General features: G+C 67.5%; 15 protein-coding genes and 1 pseudogene. 8 read left to right on the forward strand and 8 right to left on the reverse strand.

From position 1 onward, the window contains the following. The first annotated feature begins 1 nt into the window (after position 1). Positions 2-1,732, forward strand: a complete 1,731-nt coding sequence (locus QTI24_RS04820; protein WP_286598668.1) for a thiamine pyrophosphate-binding protein — start codon at positions 2-4, stop codon at positions 1,730-1,732. 35 nt (positions 1,733-1,767) lie between these two features. Next, positions 1,768-2,193, forward strand: a complete 426-nt coding sequence (locus tag QTI24_RS04825) for a GlcG/HbpS family heme-binding protein (RefSeq protein WP_286598669.1) — start codon at positions 1,768-1,770, stop codon at positions 2,191-2,193. Positions 2,194-2,214: 21 nt separating this feature from the next. Here QTI24_RS04825 and QTI24_RS04830 read toward each other — a convergent pair whose 3' ends face one another. The 5 genes from QTI24_RS04830 to QTI24_RS04850 are packed head-to-tail and all read right to left on the reverse strand — an operon-like array spanning position 2,215 to position 7,626. Beyond that, positions 2,215-3,189 (reverse strand): Bug family tripartite tricarboxylate transporter substrate binding protein, encoded by a 975-nt coding sequence (locus QTI24_RS04830; RefSeq protein WP_286598670.1) that lies wholly within the window; start codon positions 3,187-3,189, stop codon positions 2,215-2,217. A gap of 35 nt (positions 3,190-3,224) precedes the next feature. After that, a complete protein-coding gene (locus QTI24_RS04835) occupies positions 3,225-4,784 on the reverse strand; it encodes a bifunctional 3-(3-hydroxy-phenyl)propionate/3-hydroxycinnamic acid hydroxylase (RefSeq protein ID WP_286598672.1) in 1,560 nt (519 codons plus the stop codon). 4 nt (positions 4,785-4,788) lie between these two features. Further along, positions 4,789-5,652 (reverse strand): fumarylacetoacetate hydrolase family protein, encoded by an 864-nt coding sequence (locus QTI24_RS04840; RefSeq protein ID WP_286598674.1) that lies wholly within the window; start codon positions 5,650-5,652, stop codon positions 4,789-4,791. Further along, on the reverse strand, positions 5,649-6,560 hold the full coding sequence (locus QTI24_RS04845; RefSeq protein ID WP_286598675.1) for a VOC family protein: 912 nt from the start codon (positions 6,558-6,560) through the stop codon (positions 5,649-5,651). Before QTI24_RS04845 ends, QTI24_RS04840 begins: the two co-directional genes overlap by 4 nt. Before the next feature lie 10 nt (positions 6,561-6,570). Continuing rightward, the gene (locus tag QTI24_RS04850) at positions 6,571-7,626 is read right to left on the reverse strand and encodes an amidohydrolase family protein (RefSeq protein ID WP_286598676.1); all 1,056 of its coding nucleotides are present in this window, start codon (positions 7,624-7,626) and stop codon (positions 6,571-6,573) included. Between the two features lie 141 nt (positions 7,627-7,767). Between QTI24_RS04850 and QTI24_RS04855 the strand changes: the two genes are divergently transcribed. The 5 genes from QTI24_RS04855 to QTI24_RS04875 all read left to right on the forward strand — a co-directional run bounded on the left by QTI24_RS04855 (position 7,768) and on the right by QTI24_RS04875 (position 17,171). Beyond that, entirely contained in the window at positions 7,768-8,670 is a 903-nt protein-coding gene (locus QTI24_RS04855; protein WP_286598677.1) for a LysR family transcriptional regulator, read from the forward strand. 95 nt (positions 8,671-8,765) lie between these two features. Beyond that, complete coding sequence (locus tag QTI24_RS04860) at positions 8,766-14,084, forward strand: GAF domain-containing protein (protein ID WP_286598678.1); 5,319 nt, start codon at positions 8,766-8,768, stop codon at positions 14,082-14,084. A gap of 1 nt (position 14,085) precedes the next feature. Beyond that, complete coding sequence (locus QTI24_RS04865) at positions 14,086-14,427, forward strand: Hpt domain-containing protein (RefSeq protein WP_286598680.1); 342 nt, start codon at positions 14,086-14,088, stop codon at positions 14,425-14,427. After that, positions 14,420-15,472, forward strand: coding sequence for an adenylate/guanylate cyclase domain-containing protein (locus tag QTI24_RS04870; RefSeq protein WP_286598681.1), 1,053 nt, complete (start codon positions 14,420-14,422; stop codon positions 15,470-15,472). Before QTI24_RS04865 ends, QTI24_RS04870 begins: the two co-directional genes overlap by 8 nt. 175 nt (positions 15,473-15,647) lie before the next feature. Continuing rightward, complete coding sequence (locus tag QTI24_RS04875; RefSeq protein ID WP_286598683.1) at positions 15,648-17,171, forward strand: alpha/beta hydrolase family protein; 1,524 nt, start codon at positions 15,648-15,650, stop codon at positions 17,169-17,171. Between the two features lie 43 nt (positions 17,172-17,214). On the opposite strand, the gene QTI24_RS04880 is transcribed toward QTI24_RS04875, so the two are convergent. Beyond that, the gene (locus QTI24_RS04880; RefSeq protein ID WP_286598684.1) at positions 17,215-17,859 is read right to left on the reverse strand and encodes a Crp/Fnr family transcriptional regulator; all 645 of its coding nucleotides are present in this window, start codon (positions 17,857-17,859) and stop codon (positions 17,215-17,217) included. Between the two features lie 150 nt (positions 17,860-18,009). On the opposite strand from QTI24_RS04880, the gene QTI24_RS04885 reads away from it, so the two are divergent. After that, positions 18,010-19,665 (forward strand): phospholipase D-like domain-containing protein, encoded by a 1,656-nt coding sequence (locus tag QTI24_RS04885; protein ID WP_286598685.1) that lies wholly within the window; start codon positions 18,010-18,012, stop codon positions 19,663-19,665. A 37-nt stretch (positions 19,666-19,702) separates the two neighbouring features. Here QTI24_RS04885 and QTI24_RS31460 read toward each other — a convergent pair. Then, positions 19,703-20,029, reverse strand: a pseudogene (locus QTI24_RS31460) (cyclophilin-like fold protein); the annotation flags it as partial. Between the two features lie 8 nt (positions 20,030-20,037). Then, positions 20,038-21,003 carry an AraC family transcriptional regulator gene (locus tag QTI24_RS04890; protein ID WP_286598686.1) on the reverse strand — a complete coding sequence of 322 codons (966 nt, stop codon included), beginning with the start codon at positions 21,001-21,003 and terminating at the stop codon, positions 20,038-20,040. Positions 21,004-21,117: the final 114 nt, after the last annotated feature.

The raw sequence follows: 21,117 nt of genomic DNA on the forward strand, positions 1-21,117 counted from the left end.
CGTGCTGCGATTGACTGGCGCCCAGGCCCTGGTGCGCATCTTGACCGCGGAGCAGGTTCCGTTCGCCTTCGGCATCGTCGGCGGCAAGCTCGCGCCTCTGATGCACGCGCTGTCGCAACAGCAGGCGGTGCGCTTCGTCGGCGTACGGCATGAAGCGACCGGGCCGATGATGGCTGCGGCGGTGCATGCGGGCTCCGGCCGCATGGCGGTTGCCATTGGCGAGATGGGGCCGGGCGGGCTCAACCTGGCGTCGGGCATGGGCGTCGCGCTCAACAACAACCTGCCGCTGCTGGCCATCACCACCAACCAGCATCGCGCCGCCGCCTATCCGCACAGCGGCATGTTCATGGACCTCGACACGCGCGCCGTGCTGGCGCCGCTCACCAAATGGAATGCCGTGGTTCACGACCCGAGGCGCATGCCGGAACTGGCGCGGCGCGCATTTCGCGAGGCCCTTTCGGGCAGGCCCGGGCCGGTGCATCTCGACGTGCCGCAAGACGTGCTGTCGGCCGTTGCCGAGTTCGCGGACGACGAGTTCGATCTCACCCCATCCCGCTACCGCGCCACGATGGGGCCGCGGCCGTCGGCATCGACTGTCGAGGATGCGGCGCAGTTGCTCCGCCAGGCCAGGCGGCCGGTGGTGGTCGCCGGTGGCGGTGTCATCACCAGCGGCGCAGCGGACCTCGTGCGTGACATGGCGCGTCGCCTCGGCGCGCCGGTGGTGCCGACGCAGATGGCACTCGGCGTGGTCGCGAGCGACAGCCCGCACTTCATTGGCCATGGCGGGCTGATCGCCGGCGACGCCGTTCGCGCGGCCTTCGATGGCGCCGATGTCGTGCTGAGCATCGGTTGTCGCTTTTCGTCCTGGATGTGGGACGACCGCGGTCCCTTCGCGCGGCGGCATCACCGCACCATCAACGTCAACATCGACCCTTCCACGCTGGGGCAGCCGGCCCTGCATGAAGTGGCGATGCAGGCCGATGCCGGGCAGGCGCTGGAAGACCTGCTTGCCGCGCTGGACGATCAGCCGGCACCCGGCGCCGAGGCCGGATGGCTGGAGGGCATCCGCGCAGTACGCGCCGGCCATGAATCCAGACTCGCGGCGATGGCGAGCGAATCGACGGAGGTCATGCACCCCGCAGCGCTCGCCAAGGCCATCGCCGATGCATTGCCTGCCGATGCCCTCGCCGTGTTCGATGGCGGCCACACCACCTTCTGGAGCAACGACTTCACGCCCGTCAAAGAAGTGCGCACGCGCCTGCACGAGCCCGGCATGAGCCATCTCGGCTTCGGCCTGCCCTACGCCATGGCCCTGCAGTTGCAGCACCCCGCGCGGCCGGTAGTCCACATCACGGGCGACGGCTCCTTCGGCTTCACGCTGAATGAACTCGACACCGCCCGGCGGGCCCGACTGCCGGTACTCACCATCGTTCACAACAATGCCTCGTGGGGCATCATCCGATCCGGCCAGAAGGCGCAACTGGACTTCGAGTTCGCTACCAGCCTGGAGGGCACGGACTACGCCGCCATTGCGCGCGGCTTCGGTTGCTTTGGCGAGGCCGTCACGCGCGCGGAAGACGTGGCGCCCGCGATGGCCCGTGCGCTCGCATCGGGCCTGCCGGCCGTGCTGGACTGCCACACGCGTTTCGTGCCGCACCCCGCCGGCCCCGCTTTCGGCAGCATGAACCGCTTCGGCTTCGACGCACTGACTCGACCGGCGCCCACAGCCTGACAATCCCTTCCCTACTCCCACACGCATCGCGCACCATGACCTCACTCACACTCGACCAGGCCAACCAGATCATCAGCGCCGCCCTCGCCGCATCGAAGCAGGCCGGCTATCAGCCCATGGGCGTGGTGGTGCTCGACGACGCAGGGCATCTCAAGGCCTTCGCGCGTGAAGACGGTGCCAGCATGTTTCGTTTCGAAGTGGCCCAGGGCAAGGCCTGGGGTGCGGTCGGTATGGGCGTGTCGAGCCGCACGCTCGGCGAGCGCGCAAAGGGCAACCCGAACTTCTTCGTGTCGCTCGCAGCCACCTCGGGCGGCCGCTTCCTGCCGCAGACCGGTGCCGTGCTGATCAAGGATGCGCAAGGCGCGGTGCTTGGCGCCGTGGGCGCCAGCGGCGGCACCGGAGACGAGGACGAGGCCATCTGCATGGCCGGCGTCAAGGCGGCGGGCTTCGTGCCCGGCTGAATACCGCCGCAAGACCAGAGACTATTCCGGCAGCAAGCCGATCTCCGCGGCGATCTGCCCGAGGCGGCGATGCTCCCCGCGCAGGAAGGCATCGAACTGCTGCGGCGACTGCGGCGGCGCGGCAATCGGCCCGATCGCCAGCAGCTTCTCGGCGAAGGCCGGGTTCGCGAGCATGCTGTTGATCCCCGCGTTCATGCGCGTGACGATGGGCTCCGGCGTACCTGCTGGCGCGACGACCGCCAGCCATCCCACCATGTCGACGCCAGGCAGAGTCTCGGCCAGTGCGGGCACGTTGTCCCAGCCCGCGATGCGCTTCGGCGAGGTCACGGCGAGCATTCGCAGCCGCCCCTGCCGCACCAGTTGCGCGGTCGACGCCACGTCGGCTACCAGCGCCTCCGAATGCCCGCCCATGAGATCCTGCACGCCCGTTCCGATCGAGCTGTAGGCGACCAGGTTGGCGCCGGCCTTGGCGCGTGCGTTGAACAGGCGCGCGATCATGCCGCCGAAGGTGCGCGGGCCTTCGTTGGCCAGCGACAGCTTGCCCGGCTCGGCCTTGCTGCGTGCGATGAGTTCGTCTACCGACTTGATGGGCGAATCGGCACTCACCAGCAGCGCGAACGGGCTGTTCGCGACGAAGGCCACCGGCACGAAGTCCTTCAGCGGGTCGTAGGGCAGCGTCCTGAACAGGTAGCTGTTGGTCACCAGCGCGGCGGTCGTCGCGAAGTAGAAGGTGTAGCCATCCGGCGCCGCCTGCTTGGCCGCTTGCGCGCCGATCACGTTCTGGCCGCCCGGCTTGTTGTCGATCACGAAGGGCTGGCCGATCGACTGCGCGAGACCGTCGCCCAGCAGCCGCGCGATGGTGTCGGGCCCGGAGCCCGCCGGCTGCGAGAGCACCACCTTGATGGGCTTGCCGGGCCACGGCTCCTGCGCGCGCACCCATGCATGCGGGACCAGCGCCGCAGCGGCAAGCGTCAGTTGAAAGCCTCTTCTGTTCATCACTTTGTCTCCGTTGTTTTGAATGGGATGAGCGTTCAGCCAAGCCTGGCCGCGAGCGCGCCCAGTTGCGCATCGAGTTCAGCAGCGTTCGAGGCCACGCCGTACACGTAGCGGTCGGGTCGCACGATGGCGGCGCGGCAACCGTGGCGGCGAAACCAGTCGGCGGCCACGCCCTCGGTCTCGCGCAGTGCGTCGCCGAGGCGCAGGATGGTCATGGCGGGCACGCCGCGCGCCAGCGCCTGCGCATCCATGGCGTCGAAAGCCGGATCGAGCACCAGCCACCAGCCATTGCCGGCCAAGGTGTCGAAGCGCACACGCGCCTCGCCCTGCTCGACCCAGGGCTGCGGAAAGATCGTTCCGTTGGCCCCATGCGGCACGGGCGACAGCAATCCAAGCTCCAGCCCCGGCAGCACGTCTTGCCGCGGCATGTCGCGCACCACGCCACCGCATTCGGCCAGCATGCGGGCGTCGCGCTCGCGCGCCTTGGTTTCGTCGCGCTCGCAGATCACGGCGCCGATGCCCTTGATGCGGCTGGTGAGCTGGCGCACGTGCTGCGCACGTTCGATGCCGTAGCTGTCGAGCAACGCCTCGGCCGCCGCACCCCGCACTTCGCCGTGGCACACCGCGGCCAGCTTCCAGGCTAGGTTGGCAACATCGCGCACGCCCTGGCACATGCCCTGCCCCAGGAAAGGTGGCTGCTGGTGCGCCGCATCGCCGGCGACGAACACCCGGCCGCTGCGCCAGCGGTCGGCCACCAGCGCATGAAATCGATAGCTTGCCTGGCGCCACAGCTTCCCGTCTTCCGGCGTCAGCCAGCGGGACAGCAGCTTCCATGTCTCGGCCGGTTCAACGACCTTCTGCGGGTCTTCTCCGGCCTTGAGCGAGATCTCCCAGCGCCGGTGATTGCCGGGCCCGATCACCATGGTGCAAGGCCGATCCGGCTCGCAGTACTGCACGCTGGTCGTGGGCAACTTCGCCAAACCGCGCCCATTGGCCAGCACGTCCACCACGAGCCAAGGCTCGTCGAAGGACAGGTCTTCCAGCGCCATGCCCACCTGCTCGCGCACGCTGCTCGACGCACCGTCGCATGCCACGACCCAGCGCGCGCGCGTGCGGCCCTCCTCACCATCGTCACGGAGCCATTGCAGCGTGACGCCTTCATCGTCCTGATCCAGCGACGTCACCTGGGTCCCGAGCTCCACCGTGGCATTGGCGTGCCCCTGCACATGCGCACGCAGTGCGGCTTCGACCGGCGGCTGCGTGAACACGTTCGACGGCGTGTAGCCCAGCGGGTATGGCGGCGCGACCATGGTCAGCCGCTTGATCAGCTGGCCGTCCACGCCGAAGTACTCCGACGGCGTGAAGGGCTCCAGGTGCGGCGCCACGGCATCCATCACGCCGAGTTGCTGGAACACGCGAAGAATCTCGTGGTCCACGGCAATGGCGCGCGGCTTGTCATAGACCTCACGCGAACGGTCGCATACCCACACACGCAAGCCCATGCCGGCGAGCAGACCCGCCGCCACCGCCCCGGACGGACCGAAGCCGACCACCGCGACGTCGAAGTCGACGCCGCGTTGAACCGATGAAGCCATGCTTTCAGTCCTCGGCGCGGATCGGGTTCACGAGCGTGCCGATGCGCTCGATCTCGACCTCGAAGGTGTCGCCGGCCTTCATCCATACCGGCGGCGTGCGCGCCTGGCCGACGCCGGCCGGCGTGCCCATCACGATCACATCGCCCGGCTCCAGCGTGAGCACGTCGCTCAGCAGGGAAATGGTTTCGGCCACGCCCCAGATCATGTCTGTCGTGTTCGCGCTCTGCATCACCTCGCCGTTGAGACGGCCCTGGATCTTCAGTCCGGCAGCCGCGAGTGGGAGCTCATCGGAGGTGACCAGCACGGGACCGAAGCCGCCCGTGCCGTCGAAGTTCTTGCCGATGGTCCATTGCGGCGTACGCTTCTGGTAGTCGCGCACCGACATGTCGTTGAAGCAGGTGTAGCCGAACACGTAGCCGGGTGCATCCTCCTGCGACACATGGCGTGGCACGCGACGGCCGATCACCAGCGCCAGCTCGGCCTCGTAGTCGAACTTGCCCGACACCTTGGGCAGGATGCCCGGCGCGCCATGTGCCACCAGCGAGGTCGCGCCGCGGAAGAAGAACCACGGGTACTCGGGCTTCTCGCGCCCGCCTTCCTTCGCATGGTCGAAGTAGTTGAGGCCGAGGCAGATGATCTTGCCCGGCTCGGGCACCAGCGGCGCGAACTTCTGGCCGGCCAGCGGGAGGCGCGGCGCGGTCGACGCGATGGCCGCCTCGGCCGCTGCCGCCAGATCGACGCCCGCGGCCAGCGCGGCGCGCAGGTCCGATGGCACCTGCGGCTGGGCCGCCTGCAGGTCGATGAGCTGGTCGCCGTCGACCACGCCGAGGCGCGCGTGCCCGTTGTGCAGGAAGGTGGTGAATTTCATGAATGCTCCGGAGTCGGGATGAAGAAAACCTGTCGCTGCGCTTCCTTGAGGCGCGCCGACGGCGGCTGCGAAATGCCCCACTGGTCGACACGACCGGGCGGCCACGTCCAGTCGGCCGGGCCGCCTGCGACGTAGCTGTCGTCGATCTGCTCGACCTCGGCCGTGTACTCGATCACTTCGCCGAAGGGGCCGATGAAGTAGTTGAAGGCGTTGTGGCCGGGTCCGTGCCGGCCGGGCCCCCATTCGATCGCGTGGCCCGCGTCCTTCATGCGGCCGCCGCCGCGCATCACCGATTCGAGGTCGGGCATCACGAAGGCGATGTGGTTGAGCGCATCGTTGTCGGTGTCGCCCAGCGCCACGCTGTGGTGGTCGGCGTTGCAGTTGAGGAAGGCCATGATCCGCGTGCGATCGGCCAGCCGGAAGGCCAGGGCCTGCTCGAAGAAGGCTTGCGTGGCGGCGACGTCATGGCTGTTGAGGACCACGTGCGCGAGGCGCGATGGCCGGTCCTCGGCTTCTTGTGCATCGGCGTGCAAGGCATCGCCGTGCACCACTTGCAGCAGGCGGCCGTGCGGATCGCGTAGCGTGAGTCCGATGCCGCCGCCGGGCTCGGCAATGGGCGCCGGCCCTTCGACGACCCGGCCTCCGGCGCGCACCGCCGCTTCGGCCACGGCCCGCAGTGCCTCCGAACTGCGCGCACGCAAGGTCACGTGCCGGATCGCGCACACCGCGCCGCCGCGGTGAAGCGCCAGCAAATGGTGGTCGGCACCGGTCCCGCGCAGATAGATCGCATCGTCCGTGCGCGCCGCGACCTGCAGGTGCCAGACGCGGGTGTAGAAGTCCTCGGCGCGCGCGAGGCCCGGCACGTCGAGCGCGACGCTGCGCAGGCCGCTGATCCAGGGTGAACTCATGGGCGCTCCTTCAATGCTTCGTCGATGCGAAGGCGCGCGCGAGAAAGCGCCGCGCATTGCCGTCGATCAAGTGATCTGCCACGTCGGCTCCCAGGCCGGCCGATTCGATCCGCGCCAACGGCGCGTGCTCGTGGAAATTGAACGGGTAGTCGGTGCCGACCATCAACTGCGTGGCGCCGAACTGCGCCACCAGATGCGCCAGCGTGGACGAATCGAATACCAGCGTGTCGTAGAAGAGGCGACGCGCCTGCTCGACCGGCGATGCCTGCACCTGCTCCTTCAACGCCGGAAACACGCCCCACCCTTGCTGCAGGCGCGGCAGCAGCATGGCAAGCGTGCCGCCGCCGTGGCTGAAGGCGATGCGCAGCTTGGGCCGGCGCATCAGCAGATTGCCCGTAATGACGGACGCGGCGGCCAGCCCGACATCGGTAGGGTAGGCAAGCACCTGCTGCAGCGGGGCCGGCCCCACCAGCCGGTCCATGCCGGTCGGCTTGAGCGCATGCACGAACACCGCCGCGTCGAGCGCCTCGCAGGCCTCGAAGAAGGGATCGAAGCGCGAGTCTCCGATGGGCGTGCCGTTGACGTTGCTGCCGATCTCGACGCCCGCGAATCCCAGCGTCTCGACGGCATGCCGAAGCTCGGCGATCGCGAGGTCGATGTCCTGCAGCGGCACTGCGCCCATCCCGATCAACACGCCGCCCGACTCGGCCACCATCACCGCGATCTGCTCGTTGAGGTACCGAAGAAGCTGCTGCGCATCGGCCGGCTCCATCCAGTACGAAAGCAATTCCGGCATCGGCGAGATGGCTTGATGTGCCAATCCCATCTCCGGCAGATCGGCCAGGCGGCGCGTCACGCTCCAGCACTTCTCCGAGACCGTGCGGTAGTTCTTGCCGGCGATCATCACGTGGCGATGGCACAGGCCCGCCGCATCGGGCGCCGCAGCGGTCGAGGGCCATTGCGCCGGCACCCTGGTGCCGAGGTAGGCCGGGAATTCCGCCGGAACCATGTGCGCGTGCACATCGACGCCGCAGGCGCAGCGCAGGCGCTGTATCCCCTCAGCCATGTGCGGCACTCTTCCAGATCCGATGAACCATGTTGTCTCCTGTCGCCCGTCGCGACCGCGTCGGCGGGCTGTTGGAGGCGAAGTCTAGGCAGCGCCAGTCCATTTATGAAGTGGATTTTGTGTATACATAGAATCCACGGCATGGATATCAGGCAAGTCGACCTCAACCTCCTCGTGGCATTCCACGCCATGTCGGAACACCGCAGCGTCACCCGCGCTGCGGAGGCCATCGGCCTGAGCCAGCCGGCCATGAGCGCGGCCGTCTCCCGGCTGCGGCTGCTGTTCAACGATGCCTTGTTCGTGAAGACCGGCGCCGGCATGCAGCCGACTCCGCGCGCCGCCGAGCTGGATGGTGCGGTGCGGCGCGTCATTGAAACCATCAAGGCCGACATCCTGCCGGCGCCCGGTTTCGATCCGCTGCAGGCCAGCAAGGTGTTCACCCTCGTCACACCGGACATCGCCGAAGTGCACTTCCTGCCGCGCATCCTGGCGGCCTTCGCGCAAGAAGCGCCGCATTGCGACTTGCGCACGCTGTCGATGCCGCGCCAGGCGGCGGCCGAGGCGCTGGAGACGGGAGCGGCCGAACTCGCCATCGGCTACCTGCCGGACCTGCAGAAGGCGGGCTTCTTCCTGCAGAAGCTGTTTCGCAACGACTATGTGTGCATCGTGCGCGGGGAGCATCCGACCATCGGCGAGCGCCTGACCCTCAAGACCTACCTGGCCGCCTCCCACGCCGTGGTGAGCCCCGACGGCCGCGAGCATCTGCTCGACCAGTTCCTGCAGCGCCGGGGACTGAAGCGGCGTGTGCTGGTCGGGCTGTCGCACTTCATGAGCCTGTTGCCCATCATCGAGGCATCGGATCTGGTCGCGACCGTGCCGCGCGACCTGGCGAACATCTGCATGCGCTACGCCAGCATCCGCATCGTCGACCCGCCCTTCAAGGCGCCCGTGGTCGAGGTGCACCAATTCTGGCACCGGCGTTTTCACCAGGACGCGTCCAACATCTGGCTGCGCGGGCTCGTGCAGCGGCTGTTCGTTTCCTGATCGGGGGGCTGCGCATCTTCCCGCCGCTTCGCTAGACTCCACGCGGTGATGCGCCGCCCGCGCATCATCCCTCTGATCGCAGGAGCCAATGCCCCATGGCAGAGTCCCGGTCCCGGCCACTGTCGATGCACGCGCTGCGCGCCGACGCCGACCCGCGCGAGCCCTTCGAGCGGCTCGTCGACAGCGGCCTGCGCCTGAACGGGACGCGTAGCGAGAGCGAGTTGCACGACTGCCTGATCCGCGAAGCGACCGATCTCGGCGGTGCGCAGCGGGTGCTTCTGGTGCTCGATGCCGACGACAGCCTGCGGATCGCCGGCTCGATGCTGCCGCGCGACGAAGATGCCGCCGCCCTGCTCTGCGCCATCGAACCCTGGCTTGCCGAATCCCGCCGCACGCGGATTTCCAGCCTGCGGCACGGACCTGGCGGCGCCAAACCCGCTGCCCAGCGCTCATGCCTGATCGCACCTTTGATGGTGGGGGACGAGCTGCTCGGCTTTCTCTATGCCGACATCGAAGGCGCGGTCGGCCGGTTCCATGACACCGACCGCGGCCTGCTGGGCGCATTGGCGAGCCAGGCCGCGGTGGCCTTGTCCAACATCCGCTCCCGCGAAGACGTGGAGTGTCGACTGGCCCGGCGCACCGCCGAGCTCGCGCAGCGCGCAGGCGCCCTCACGCTCATCGACAGCATCCAGGAGGGCATCGCGGCCCGGCTGCCGTTCGAAGCCATCATCCACATGGTGGGCGACAAGCTGCGCGAGGTCTTCGACTCCGGCGACGTCAACATCCTGTGGTGGGACGACAAGACCAACCTCGTGCAGGCGCTGTACCGCTATGAGCACAACCTTCCGCTGCCCTTGCCGCCGGCACGGCCGGTGAGGCCCGGCGAGGTGCTGGAACAGATCCTTCGCGACCGCCAGGTCCGCGTTGCGAACACGCGCGATGAGCAGACCCGGGCTGGCCTTCATCCCTCGCCGGGGACCGACTGGGCGCATTCGATCGCCGCCGTACCCATCATCGGCAGCGACCGCGTCCTCGGCGCCCTCGGCCTGCAGAACCACGAGCGCGAATACGCCTTCGGGGCCGACGAGATCCAGCTCCTCGAAACGGTGGCTGCCAGCATGGGCGTCGCGCTGGAGAACGCTCGCCTGTTCGACGAAACGCAGGAGACGCTGGCGCACCAGACCGCGACGGCCGAGGTACTGCGGGTGATCGGCAGCTCCGTCGCCGACCCCGGCCCGGTGTTCGACAAGATCCTCGAGTGCTGCGAACGGCTGTTCGACGTCAGCTCCTTCGCGCTGATGATGGTCGACGACCAAGGCCGGCTCGCGCTCACGCGCTGGATGATGACACCGGCCGGCCGAGCGGCGATCGGCGAGGACCGCGCGGCGCAACTCCAGCCCGTGATGCAGGCCAGCTATCCGGCGGCGCCGGGCGACACTTCGGCCGAGTTGGCCTTCCGCAGCGGCGATCTGGTGGAATTCGCCGACGTCCTGAACGACCCCGACGCACCACCCGTGCTGCGCCGCAATGCCCTGCAACTCGGACGGAGCTTCGCGAACGTGGCCGCGCCGCTGATGTGGCAGGGCCGCGGCATCGGGCTGCTGAGCATGCAGCGCAGCGAGGTGGGCCCGTTCAGGCGCAACGAGCGGGCGCTGCTCAAGACCTTCGCCGACCAGGCGGTGATCGCGATCCAGAACGCGCGCCTCTTCAACGAGACACAGGAGGCGCTGCACAAGGTGGAGGAACGGACCGCCGAGCTCACGGAATCACTCGAATACCAGACATCGATCAGCGACGTGCTGCGCGTCATCAGCGAATCGCCAACCGACGTGACACCGGTGTTCGAGGCCATCCTGGATTGCGCGACGCGACTCTTCGGCAGCCCGACCTCTGCCATCTTCAGCTACGACGGCCGGCTGGTTCACCTGGCCGCGAGCCGAAACTGGTCCGAAGCGGCGCTGGCATCGGCCCGCGCGCTGTGGCCGGCACCTCCCACCCTGCAGCAGCTGACCGGCCGCGTCATTCAGGAGCGAAAGGCGCTCAGCATCCAGGACACGTGGTCGGAACCGAACTACGACCGCACGCTTGCAGACACCGGGAACTGGCGCCGGATCATTTCCGCGCCAATGCTCAAGGACGGAGAGCCGATCGGCGTGATCTCCACGGCCTGGCCCGAACCCGGCGTGACGCCGCAACGCCAGATCGACCTGCTCAGGCTCTTTGCCGACCAGGCCGTGATCGCGATCGAGAACGTACGGCTCATCAACGAGACACGCGAGGCACTGGAGCGCCAGACCGCCACCTCCGAGGTGCTGAAGGTCATCAGCGCCTCACCGACGGACGTGCAGCCGGTTCTCGATACGGTGGCCGAACGCGCCGGCATCCTGTGCCGGTCCGAGGGCAGCCGCGTGTGGCTCGCCGTCGACGGCAAGCTGCGCGCAATGACGAGCTACGGCCCCGCCTACGAAGCCGGCGCCATGGCCGTGGAACTGCCGCTGCGCACCGGGTCGATCGCGGGCCGCGCGTTCCTGGAACGCCGTTGCGTGCACGTCGAGGATGTGGTGCCCCTCATGGCCACCGAGTACCCGGACGTGCGCGAACTCCAGGCACGCAATGGCTTTCGCACGGTGCTGGCCGTGCCGATGCTGCGAGATGGCCAATCGATCGGCGTGATCGCGCTGCTGCGCAACCAGGTGCGCCCCTTCGCGCCGGTCGAGATCGGGCTCGTGCAGACCTTCGCCGACCAGGCGGTGATCGCGATCGAGAACGTGCGACTCATCAGCGAGACACGCGAGGCTCTGGAGCAGCAGACCGCCATTGCCGAGATCCTGCGCGTCATCAGCAGTTCCCCGACCGAGACGCAGCCCGTCTTCGATGCCATCGTGCAGGCCTGCCAGCACCTGTTCGAGGGCCGCGCGGTCGCTTTCTGCATGCCGCGCGACGGCATGATCGAGACCGTGGCGTTTGCCGACGACGGCACGCGCGGCGAGCGCCAGGGCGGGTTCCTGAAGCCCTGGCCGCTGGATCGCGGCAGCGGCGCCGGCGCCTGCATGCTCGATGCGCGTGTCATCAATGTGGCTGATACCCAGGCGGGCATCGAAGAGTTCCCGCGCATGAAGGACCTTGCGGTGGCGCTCGGCTATCGGTCGGGTCTCTTTGTCCCGCTGATGAAGGATCACAAGGCCATAGGGTCGATCGTCGTCCTCCGGGACACCCCAGGAGCGTTCAGCGACCAGGAAACCAAGCTCGCGCGAACCTTCGCCGACCAGGCCGTGATCGCCATCGAGAACACGCGCCAGTTCAACGAGACGCGCGAGGCGCTGGAGCAGCAGACTGCGACATCGGAAGTGCTGCAGGTCATCAGCGGCTCCATGGAAGACGCACAGCCCGTGTTCGAGAAGATCCTGGAAAGCTGCCAGCGGCTGTTCTCAGGCCGCCAGATGGGCATCTCGCTGCTCGGTGCAGACGGGCTGGTGCACCTGGGCGCCCACCGCGGGTCGGCGCGCGAAATACTCGAGCAGTTCTATCCCCGCCCGATCGACCGCCCGCCGCCCGGCGGCCTGTCCATGGGCGGCCCCGGCGTCCTCCACGTTCCGGATGCGCTCGCCGAACCCGAACTGCCGCCGTTCATGCGCGAGATCGCCAAGGTCATCGGGACCTACGCGATCATGATCGCCCCGCTCCTCTGGGAAGGAAGCTACATCGGCTCGATACACGTCACGCGCCAGCCGCCGGGCCCGTTCGCCGACAAGGAAATCAAACTGCTGAAGACCTTCGCGGATCAGGCCGTGATCGCGATCCAGAACGCGCGGCTGTTCAACGAGACCCGCCAGGCGCGTGCCGCGGCCGAGGCCGCCAACGCCGCGAAGAGCGCCTTCCTGGCGATGATGAGCCACGAAATCCGCACGCCGATGAACGCGGTGATCGGGATGAGCGGCCTGCTGCTCGACACGACGCTCGACACCGAGCAGTTGGACTACGCCGCGACCATCCGCGATTCGGGCGACGCATTGCTGACCATCATCAACGACATCCTCGACTACTCGAAAATCGAGGCCGGCCGCATGGACATCGAGGAACATCCCTTCGACCTGCGCGACTGCGTGGAAACCGCACTCGACCTCGTGAGCACGCGCGCGACCGAGAAGGACCTCGACACCGCCTATGTCTTCGAGGGCGACGTGCCGCCAGCGGTCAACGGGGACCTCACGCGGCTGCGGCAGATCCTGCTGAACCTGCTGAGCAATGCGGTGAAGTTCACCGAGACCGGCGAGGTCGTGTTGACCGTGAGTTCCGAGCCCGCCTCCGCCGGCAAGGTGGCCCTGACCTTCGCCGTGCGAGACACCGGCATCGGCCTGTCGGTGGAAGGCATGGGCCGGCTGTTCCAGTCCTTCTCACAGGCCGACTCCAGCACCACGCGCAAGTACGGCGGCACCGGACTGGGACTGGCAATCAGCAAGCGGCTGGCCGAGCTGATGGGCGGAACCATGTGGGTCGAGAGCGATGGGCCGGGAACCGGTTCGACCTTCTTCTTCACCATCGAGGCACCGATCGCGCAACTGCCTCCGAGCTCCCGGCGCGAGTTCATTGGCGTGCAGTTCGAGCTGAAGGGCAAACGCGTACTGATCGTCGACGACAACGCCACCAACCGCCGCGTGCTCGCGCTGCAGTCAGGCAAGTGGGGCATGGACCCGCGCGACACCGATTCGCCAGCCGAGGCCCTGCGCTGGCTTGAACAAGGCGAACGCTTCGATCTCGCGATCGTCGACATGCACATGCCGGAGATGGATGGCGTCACGCTGGCACGGCGGATTCGAGCAAGCCATGCCACGCTGCCGCTCGTGCTCTTCAGCTCGCTGGGCCGACGCGAAGTCGGTGACGCCGAGTCGCTGTTCAACGCCTATCTGTCGAAGCCGATTCACCAGTCTCAACTGTTCGACACGCTGGTGAGTCTGCTCGCGCACGACACGCCCGCGAAGCCGGCCTCCAGCGCTGCGGCCAAGCCGCAGATCGACCCCTCCATGGCCGGACGCCATCCGCTGCGCATCCTGCTCGCGGAGGACAACGCGGTGAACCAGAAGCTCGCATTGCGCCTGCTTCAGCAGATGGGCTATCGCGCCGACCTCGCTTCCAACGGCATCGAAGCCGTGGAGTCGGTCCAGCGGCAGGCCTACGATGTGGTGCTGATGGACGTGCAGATGCCCGAATTGGATGGACTGGATGCGACCCGGCAGATCTGCACGCTGCTGGATGGACCGATGAGGCCGCGCATCGTGGCGATGACGGCCAACGCCATGCAGGGCGATCGGGAGATGTGCATGGAAGCCGGAATGGACGACTACCTGACCAAGCCGATTCGCGTCGACCGGCTGGTCGAAGCACTGAACAGCGTGCCCGCACGAAAGGACCGATGAGATGAGCGACGCGACCATCGACCACGCAATTTTTTCGGAGTTGCAGGAGGCTGCAGGCGCCGACTTCGTGAAGGAGCTGGTGCAGACCTTCCTCGAAGAAGCACCCACCATGCTGCAGGAGCTTCGCGATGCCCTTGCCACGGGCGACGCCGATACCTTCCGGCGTGCGGCGCATTCGCTGAAGTCGAACAGCCTCACCTTCGGTGCCCTCACGCTCGGTGCCATGGCACGCGAACAGGAACTCGGCGGCCTGCCGGCTGCGCAGCCATCGAACGCGCTCGATGCGCTGGCGCAGGAATATGCCCGCGTCGCCGCGGCCCTCCAGGAGCTGACCCATGGTTGATCTTCGCCATGCGCCGGCCCGCCTGCTGGTGGCGGATGACAACAAGGTCAACCGCCTGCTGATGACCCGCAGCCTCGAACTCCAGGGCCACAGCGTCCGATGCGCGGAGAACGGGCGCATCGCCCTGGAGATGCTCCGGCGCGACGCCTTCGACCTGATGCTGCTCGACATGGAAATGCCCGAGATGACCGGCTTCGAGGTGCTGGAACACCTGACCGCCGACGTCAAGCTGCGCGACTTGCCGGTCATCGTGACCTCGTCGCTCGAGGGTGTGGCCGACATCGCGCGCTGCATCGAGTTGGGCGCCGAAGACTACCTCCACAAGCCCGTCAATGCCGTGCTGCTGAAGGCCCGCATCGGCGCCAGCCTCGAGAAGAAGCGCCTGCGCGACCAGCAGAAGGAAATGGTGCGCCGCTTCGCGACCTCAGAGGTCGCGCAGGACCTGCAGCAATCCGGCTTCGCGCTGGGCGGTCGCCGGGTGCTGGCCACGGTGATGTTCTGCGACATCCGCGGCTTCACTTCGCTGGTCGAGTCGCAGCCGCCCGAAGAGACCATCGAGCTGCTGAACACCTACTACACCCTGATGTTCGATGCGATCAACGGCCATGGCGGCGTGGTGAACCAGATGATCGGCGACGGGCTGATGGCGATCTTCGGCGCGCCGCTGCCGCTGCCCGACCACGGCGCCGCCGCCGTGCGCGCGGCGCTCGACATGGTCGAGATGGTCGAATTGCTGAACGTCGAGCGCACGGCAGCGAACAAGGCCGCGATCCGCATCGGCGTGGGCGTCGCCTCCGGCGAGATGGTGGCGGGCTACACCGGCACGCACCAGCGCGCGACCTACACCTGCATCGGCGACACGGTGAACCTCGCCGCGCGGCTCGAGGAGCACACCAAGCTCGCGAAGCGGACGATCCTGATCGATCCCGCGACCCGCCTGGCGCTCGAAGGCCGCATCGTCGTGGACTCCCTGGGGCCGGCTTCGTTCCGGGGCAAGGCGGCACCCGTCGAGGTGTACGCCGTCGCGGCCGCCGCCATCGGCTAGCTCCGCGACTCCGTGTCGCATAGGTGATAGCGCCTCCGGGTTACTCCGCAACGGCGTCTCCGCAGGCGCCCCCTACGCTCCGACCGCCGGCGCCGCGCTGTCCAGGCAGCGCGGCGCCGGTTCGTGTGTTCCCCGAGCTTGCAGTCCAACCACAAGAAATCCCGGAGACAAACCCATGCAAAAGAATCGTGTCCAGCTCCTGGCGCTGGCAACCACCCTCAGCCTTGCCGCGTGCGGTGGCGGCGGCAACGGAGGGGCCTTCCTCCCGATCGCGGCAGCCCCTGCGCCCGCCCCTGCCCCTGCGCCGGCGCCCGCGCCCGCGCCGGAAGAAAAGCGCGCGCAGGACGACCGCAGCTTCGCACCCGCGGCGCCGACGGCGACCACCTTCGACCCGCTGGCAGCCGATGCCGGCGACACGGTCGACAACACCACGACGAGCCGCTGGGCCGGCGTGCTGGGCGCCGCCGCCTACCGCGTCGAGGTGCCGGCCAACTGGAACGGCAAGCTCGTGATGTACGCCCATGGCTATGCCGGCACGGGCAGCGCACTGGGCGTCAGCAATCCGTCGATCCGCCGCTACCTGATCCAGAACGGGTATGCCTGGGCCGCATCGAGCTACAGCAAGAACTACTACGACGTGCGCGTGGGCGTCGAGGACACCAACGCACTGGCCCTGGAGTTCAACAAGATTGCAGCCGCGGCCGGCCGCACGCTGGCGGCGCCGAGCAAGATCTACATCACCGGCCACTCGATGGGTGGCCACATCACGGCCGCGGCCATCGAGGACGAGGCGTTCGCGACGGCCAACCACAAGGTCAAGTACAACGGCGCGGTGCCGATGTGCGGCGTGGTCGGCGACTCCGAACTGTTCGACTATTTCGCCGCCGCGCAAGTGACTGCGCAAGCCTTGGCCGGCGTGCCGAAGTACCCGTTCACCAGTTGGGCGGACATCGCAGCGCAGGTGACGGGGACCTTGTTCTCGAGCTTCCCATCCCCCGCAGCCCCGACGGCCGCCGTCACGCCCACGGCCACGGGTGCGAAGTACGCATCGGTGATCAAGAACCTCACGGGCGGCGAGCGGCCGTTGTTCAACCTCGGCTTCGCGAATGGCGGAACCTTTCCCCTCGTCTGGGGCGTGTTCGGCGGCGATGGCACGGTCAACGGCATTCTCAACAAGAGCGGCGTCGACACGAACCGCTTCACCTACGTGATCGACGGCGACACGGCGGGCTCCGCCGCCCTCAACGCAGCAGCCCTCAAGCTCACCGCCGAGGCAGACGCCAATCGCCTCCGCAGGGACGGGCTGCGCTGGATCCCCAAGGCCAATGGCGAGTTCAAGATCCCGGTCGTCACCCTGCACACTCTGGGCGACATGTACGTGCCATTCAGCATGGAGCAGATCTACCAGAAGCGTGTTGCGGCCAAGGGCAATAGCGGATGGCTGGTGCAGCGGGCGATCCGCGGGGCTTCGCATTGCGATTTCACCGTCGCGGAGCAGGTCACCGCATTCGACGACATGATCAAGTGGGAGCGTGACGGCGTGACGCCGAGCGGCGACGACGTCGTGACGCCGGCGACCGTCGCGCAGCCGAGCTACGGCTGCACCTACACGAAGAACGTCTTCGGGCCGGACGACGTGACGAAATCCACGAAGGACTTGCGTGCCGCGATTGCGGCTACCGCCGCCTGCCCGTCCTGACCGGCACGCATCCGGCGTGCTGCCGGCGTCGACAAAGGCCCGCCTACCACGACGCCGGCAGCTTCTTCAGAATCACCATCCGCCCGTCGCGCTGCCCGACATAGCCACCGGCGGTGAGTTCCTTCATCACCCGGTTCACCATCTCGCGTGACGAGCCGACGCGGTCGGCAATGTCCTTCTGCGTCAGCTTGTGGCGCAGCACGCGTTCGTCGCCGACCGGTTCGGACAGTTCCGTCAGCACGCGCACCATGCGGCCGTAGACGTCCTGCAGCGCGATGCTGCGCACCTGCTCGGTCAGGCGCCTCACCATCCGGATCAGCTTGCGGGTCAGGTGGAATGCGAAGTCGGGGTTGTCCGCGAGGAACTGCCGCAGCTCCGAACCCTGAACCACCCGGCATATGCACGGCTCGATCGCCTTGATCGATGCCGAGCGCCTTTCGCCATCGATGGAAAGCTCGCCGAAATAGCCGCCGGGACCGTACTCGGTAAGCACCAGTTCGCGGCCGTCGTCCGAACTCGCGTAGACCTTCACCCGCCCGCTGAGCACGATATAGAGCGAATCGGTCGTATCCCCCTCATTGATGAGGATCGCGTGCGCCGGGAACGAGCGCGTGTGCCCGTGCGGCGCGATGGCGTCGAGCAGGGACTGCGGCAGGCGGTCGTCGGGGCCTTCGACGGGGGAGCTCATCGAACAATTATGGGACGACGCGGAGGGGATGTGACCCATGTCACATCCGCGCTGCGCACTGTTTCCTCGCGGAAACGGCGGGCTTTGCATAGATTCCGTCCTACAACCAGGGAAGAACCGATCTCACACCTTCGCCCCGTCGAGCCTGCCATGAAGACCACCCTCAAACGCTGCCCCATGCTGATCGCCCACAGCATCGGCATGCGCTTGATGGAGATCGGCCTGGCCCAGGCCCGCGCAGGCGTGGCCCTCCTTGTCTTCGCGGTAGTGCTGCTGGGCATGCTGACGGGTTGCGCCAGCCTGCCGGACAACGTCCCCCGGCCCGCCTCCCAGACGATCACCGACGTGTCCGCGACCCGACTTGCCTCCGTGGCGGCGGCATCGATGCCCGCCGATGAGCCGCAACTCTCGGGCATGCGTCTGCTGCCGGCAGGCGACCAAGCCTTCGAGGCGCGCATCGCCCTCGCCCGTGCCGCCGAGAAGTCGATCGACGCGCAGTACTACCAGATTGCCGACGACACGTCGGGCCGGCAGTTCCTTCGAGAGCTGAGCGATGCAGCCGCCCGCGGCGTGCGCGTTCGCATCCTGCTCGACGACCTGCACGCCACCGGCGAGGACGCGCTGCTGGCCGGCCTCGCCGCGCAGCCCAACGTCGAAGTGCGCATGTTCAATCCGCTGCCCGTGCGCAACGGAAGCGTCCGCTCGCGCGTGCTTCTCTCGATGCACGAGTTCTCGCGCATCAACCGCCGCATGCACAACAAGCTGTTCATCGTGGACAACGCCTTTGCCATCAGCGGCGGCCGCAACATCGGCGACGAATACTTCGGCCGCAGCGAACCGGCCAACTTCATCGACATGGACATGCTCTCCACGGGCCGGGTCGTGCCGGAGATGGCGGCGGTGTTCGACGCCTACTGGAACAGCCAGCACGCCTACCCCATCGAGAACCTTGGCGCGCCAGCCGCCGACGTGGCGGCCGCGCGGCGCCGTTTCGAGCAGTCCGTCCGGGAGGCCGGCGTGGTGGCGATGCCGATCAGGGCGCGCGACTCGCTGGACCAGAGCAGCGTCGCCACGCAACTGGCTGGCGGCCACGTGGACCTGCACATGGCGGCAGTGCGGGTGGTGGCCGATGCGCCGCGCAAGGTCGATGCGGGCAACGGATCGCTGACGGACGGCGTGGTCATGGACGGCAACCTGGACCTGCTGCAGTCGGCGCGCTCGGAGGTGCTCCTTGCGTCGCCCTACTTCATCCCCGGCCGCCGCACGATGGAAGTGCTCCAGCAAGCCGCCGACAGCGACGTGAGCGTGTCCGTCATGACCAACTCGCTCGCGACGACGGACGAGCCGCTGGCGCATTTCGGCTACGCGCGCTACCGCGTTGCGTTGCTGAAGATGCGCGTCGCGCTCTACGAGTTGATGCCCGATGACGACGACGACGAACGGGCATCCATCGCCGATGGCCCGCACGGCTCGCTCGGTCGCCTGCATGCCAAGCTCGCAGTGGTGGACCAGCGCTGGCTCTCCATCGGATCAATGAACATGGACCGCCGCTCGGCACACTCCAACACCGAGATGAGCCTCATCATCGACAGCCCGGCGCTGGCCGCCCAGGTCACGACGCTCCTGCGCACCGAGCGGATGCCGCAGAGCTACCAGGTCCGCTACACGGATGACAGCCAACGCCTTCAGTGGGTCGAACAGAACGGCCGGAACCCGGTCGTGTACGCCGGCGAACCGGACTCAACCTGGGGACGGCGGCTGCGGCTTTCGGTGCTGGCGACCCTGGTCGACGAAGATCTTCTTTGACCCGGATCCGGGGCGCCGGAACATCGATGCTCACCTCGATCGGGCCGGGCACGCCAAATTCCTCCGCCCCGAAATCGAGCTTGCCGAGAAGATGGCACGCGCCGCTGATCGTCTGGCCGTCATGGCGATGGAAGATCGTCAAGTCGGGGCCAGGCGCCCAGCAGATCAGGTCGCCGACCTCGTAGGACCGGGTGTGCGTGTCCCGGCCCGAAATCGCGCCGGGGAGCGGGCCGAACTTCTCTCGCCTGAAGAGATCGTGCATCGTGATCGTCAGCGGCAGCATGGCAATGAATTCATGCGCAGTGGCGTTGTCCTGGAGGGTTGCCGGAAACACCCGGCCATTCAGTTTGAGATGGATCTTCATGAGGGACCTCAGGTGCTCGTTCGGCCCAGTTGGAGCTCGCGCAGGCGCTTGACGTCGCGTGCGGGAGGCAGGCCGAAGAAACGGCTGTATTCGCGATTGAACTGTGACTGGCTCTCGTAGCCGACGCGGTGGCCGGCGGTGGCGGCGTCCACGTGTTCGCTGATCATGATGCGCCGCGACTCCTGCAGGCGCAGTTGCTTCTGGAATTGCAACGGGCTCATCGCGGTGACGGCCTTGAAGTGTTGATGCAGCGACGACACGCTCATGTGGACTTCATCCGCCAGGTCTTCGACACGAAGCGTCTCCTGGAATCGCATCGACAGCACGCTGATGGCCTGGGCGATGCGCTGGCTGTGGCTGTCCACCACGGCCATCTGGGCGAGCCGCCAGCCATCGGCCGACTTCAGCAGGCGGTACAGGATCTCGCGGGTGATCAGCGGGGCCAGGGCCGGCACGTCCTCGGGCGAGTCCAGCAGCCTGACCAGTCTCAGTACGGGATCGAGCAGCGTAGTGGACAGTTCACCGGTGAAGATGCCCCGCTGCGATGCCCGCATCGGGAGAGTCTCGCCAAGCTGGAGGTCGAGCGCGAGGGCCGCGATGTCCTTGACGTCGAAACTCAACCGCAGGCCCAGGTACGGCGCCTCCGGCGACGCATCGATCACCTGGCCCGACACGGGCAGGTTCTGCGACACCACCAGGTATTGGCTGCTGTCGTAGATGTAGACCTCGTCGCCAAGAAGCACCCGCTTGCTACCTTGCGCCAGCACGCAGAAGGCCGGCTCGTGGATCGCGTGGACCGGGTGCTGCATGTGCGAAGCCCGGGCCAGAGTCAGGCGCGGAACCGCCGTCTCGCGCGCGCCATCGGTGACGGTGATCCGGTCGATCATCGCGGCAAGCTCGGCTCTCATGACGGTGGTCTGCAGTTGATCGACGGGGCGATCGCCGCGCAGTGCATTGGAGGTGGATGTCAGCATGGAGCGGAGCTTAGGCATCTCGCCGCCGCTTGTCTCGACTCCCGCGAGTCAACCGGAGGATCGTGCAAACATCTTCAACGATCCTGCAAGGGACGCCGTCCATACCCTGCGCTC

It is taken from the genome of Variovorax sp. J22P240 (assembly GCF_030316855.1).
Classification (GTDB): Bacteria; Pseudomonadota; Gammaproteobacteria; order Burkholderiales; family Burkholderiaceae_C; genus Variovorax.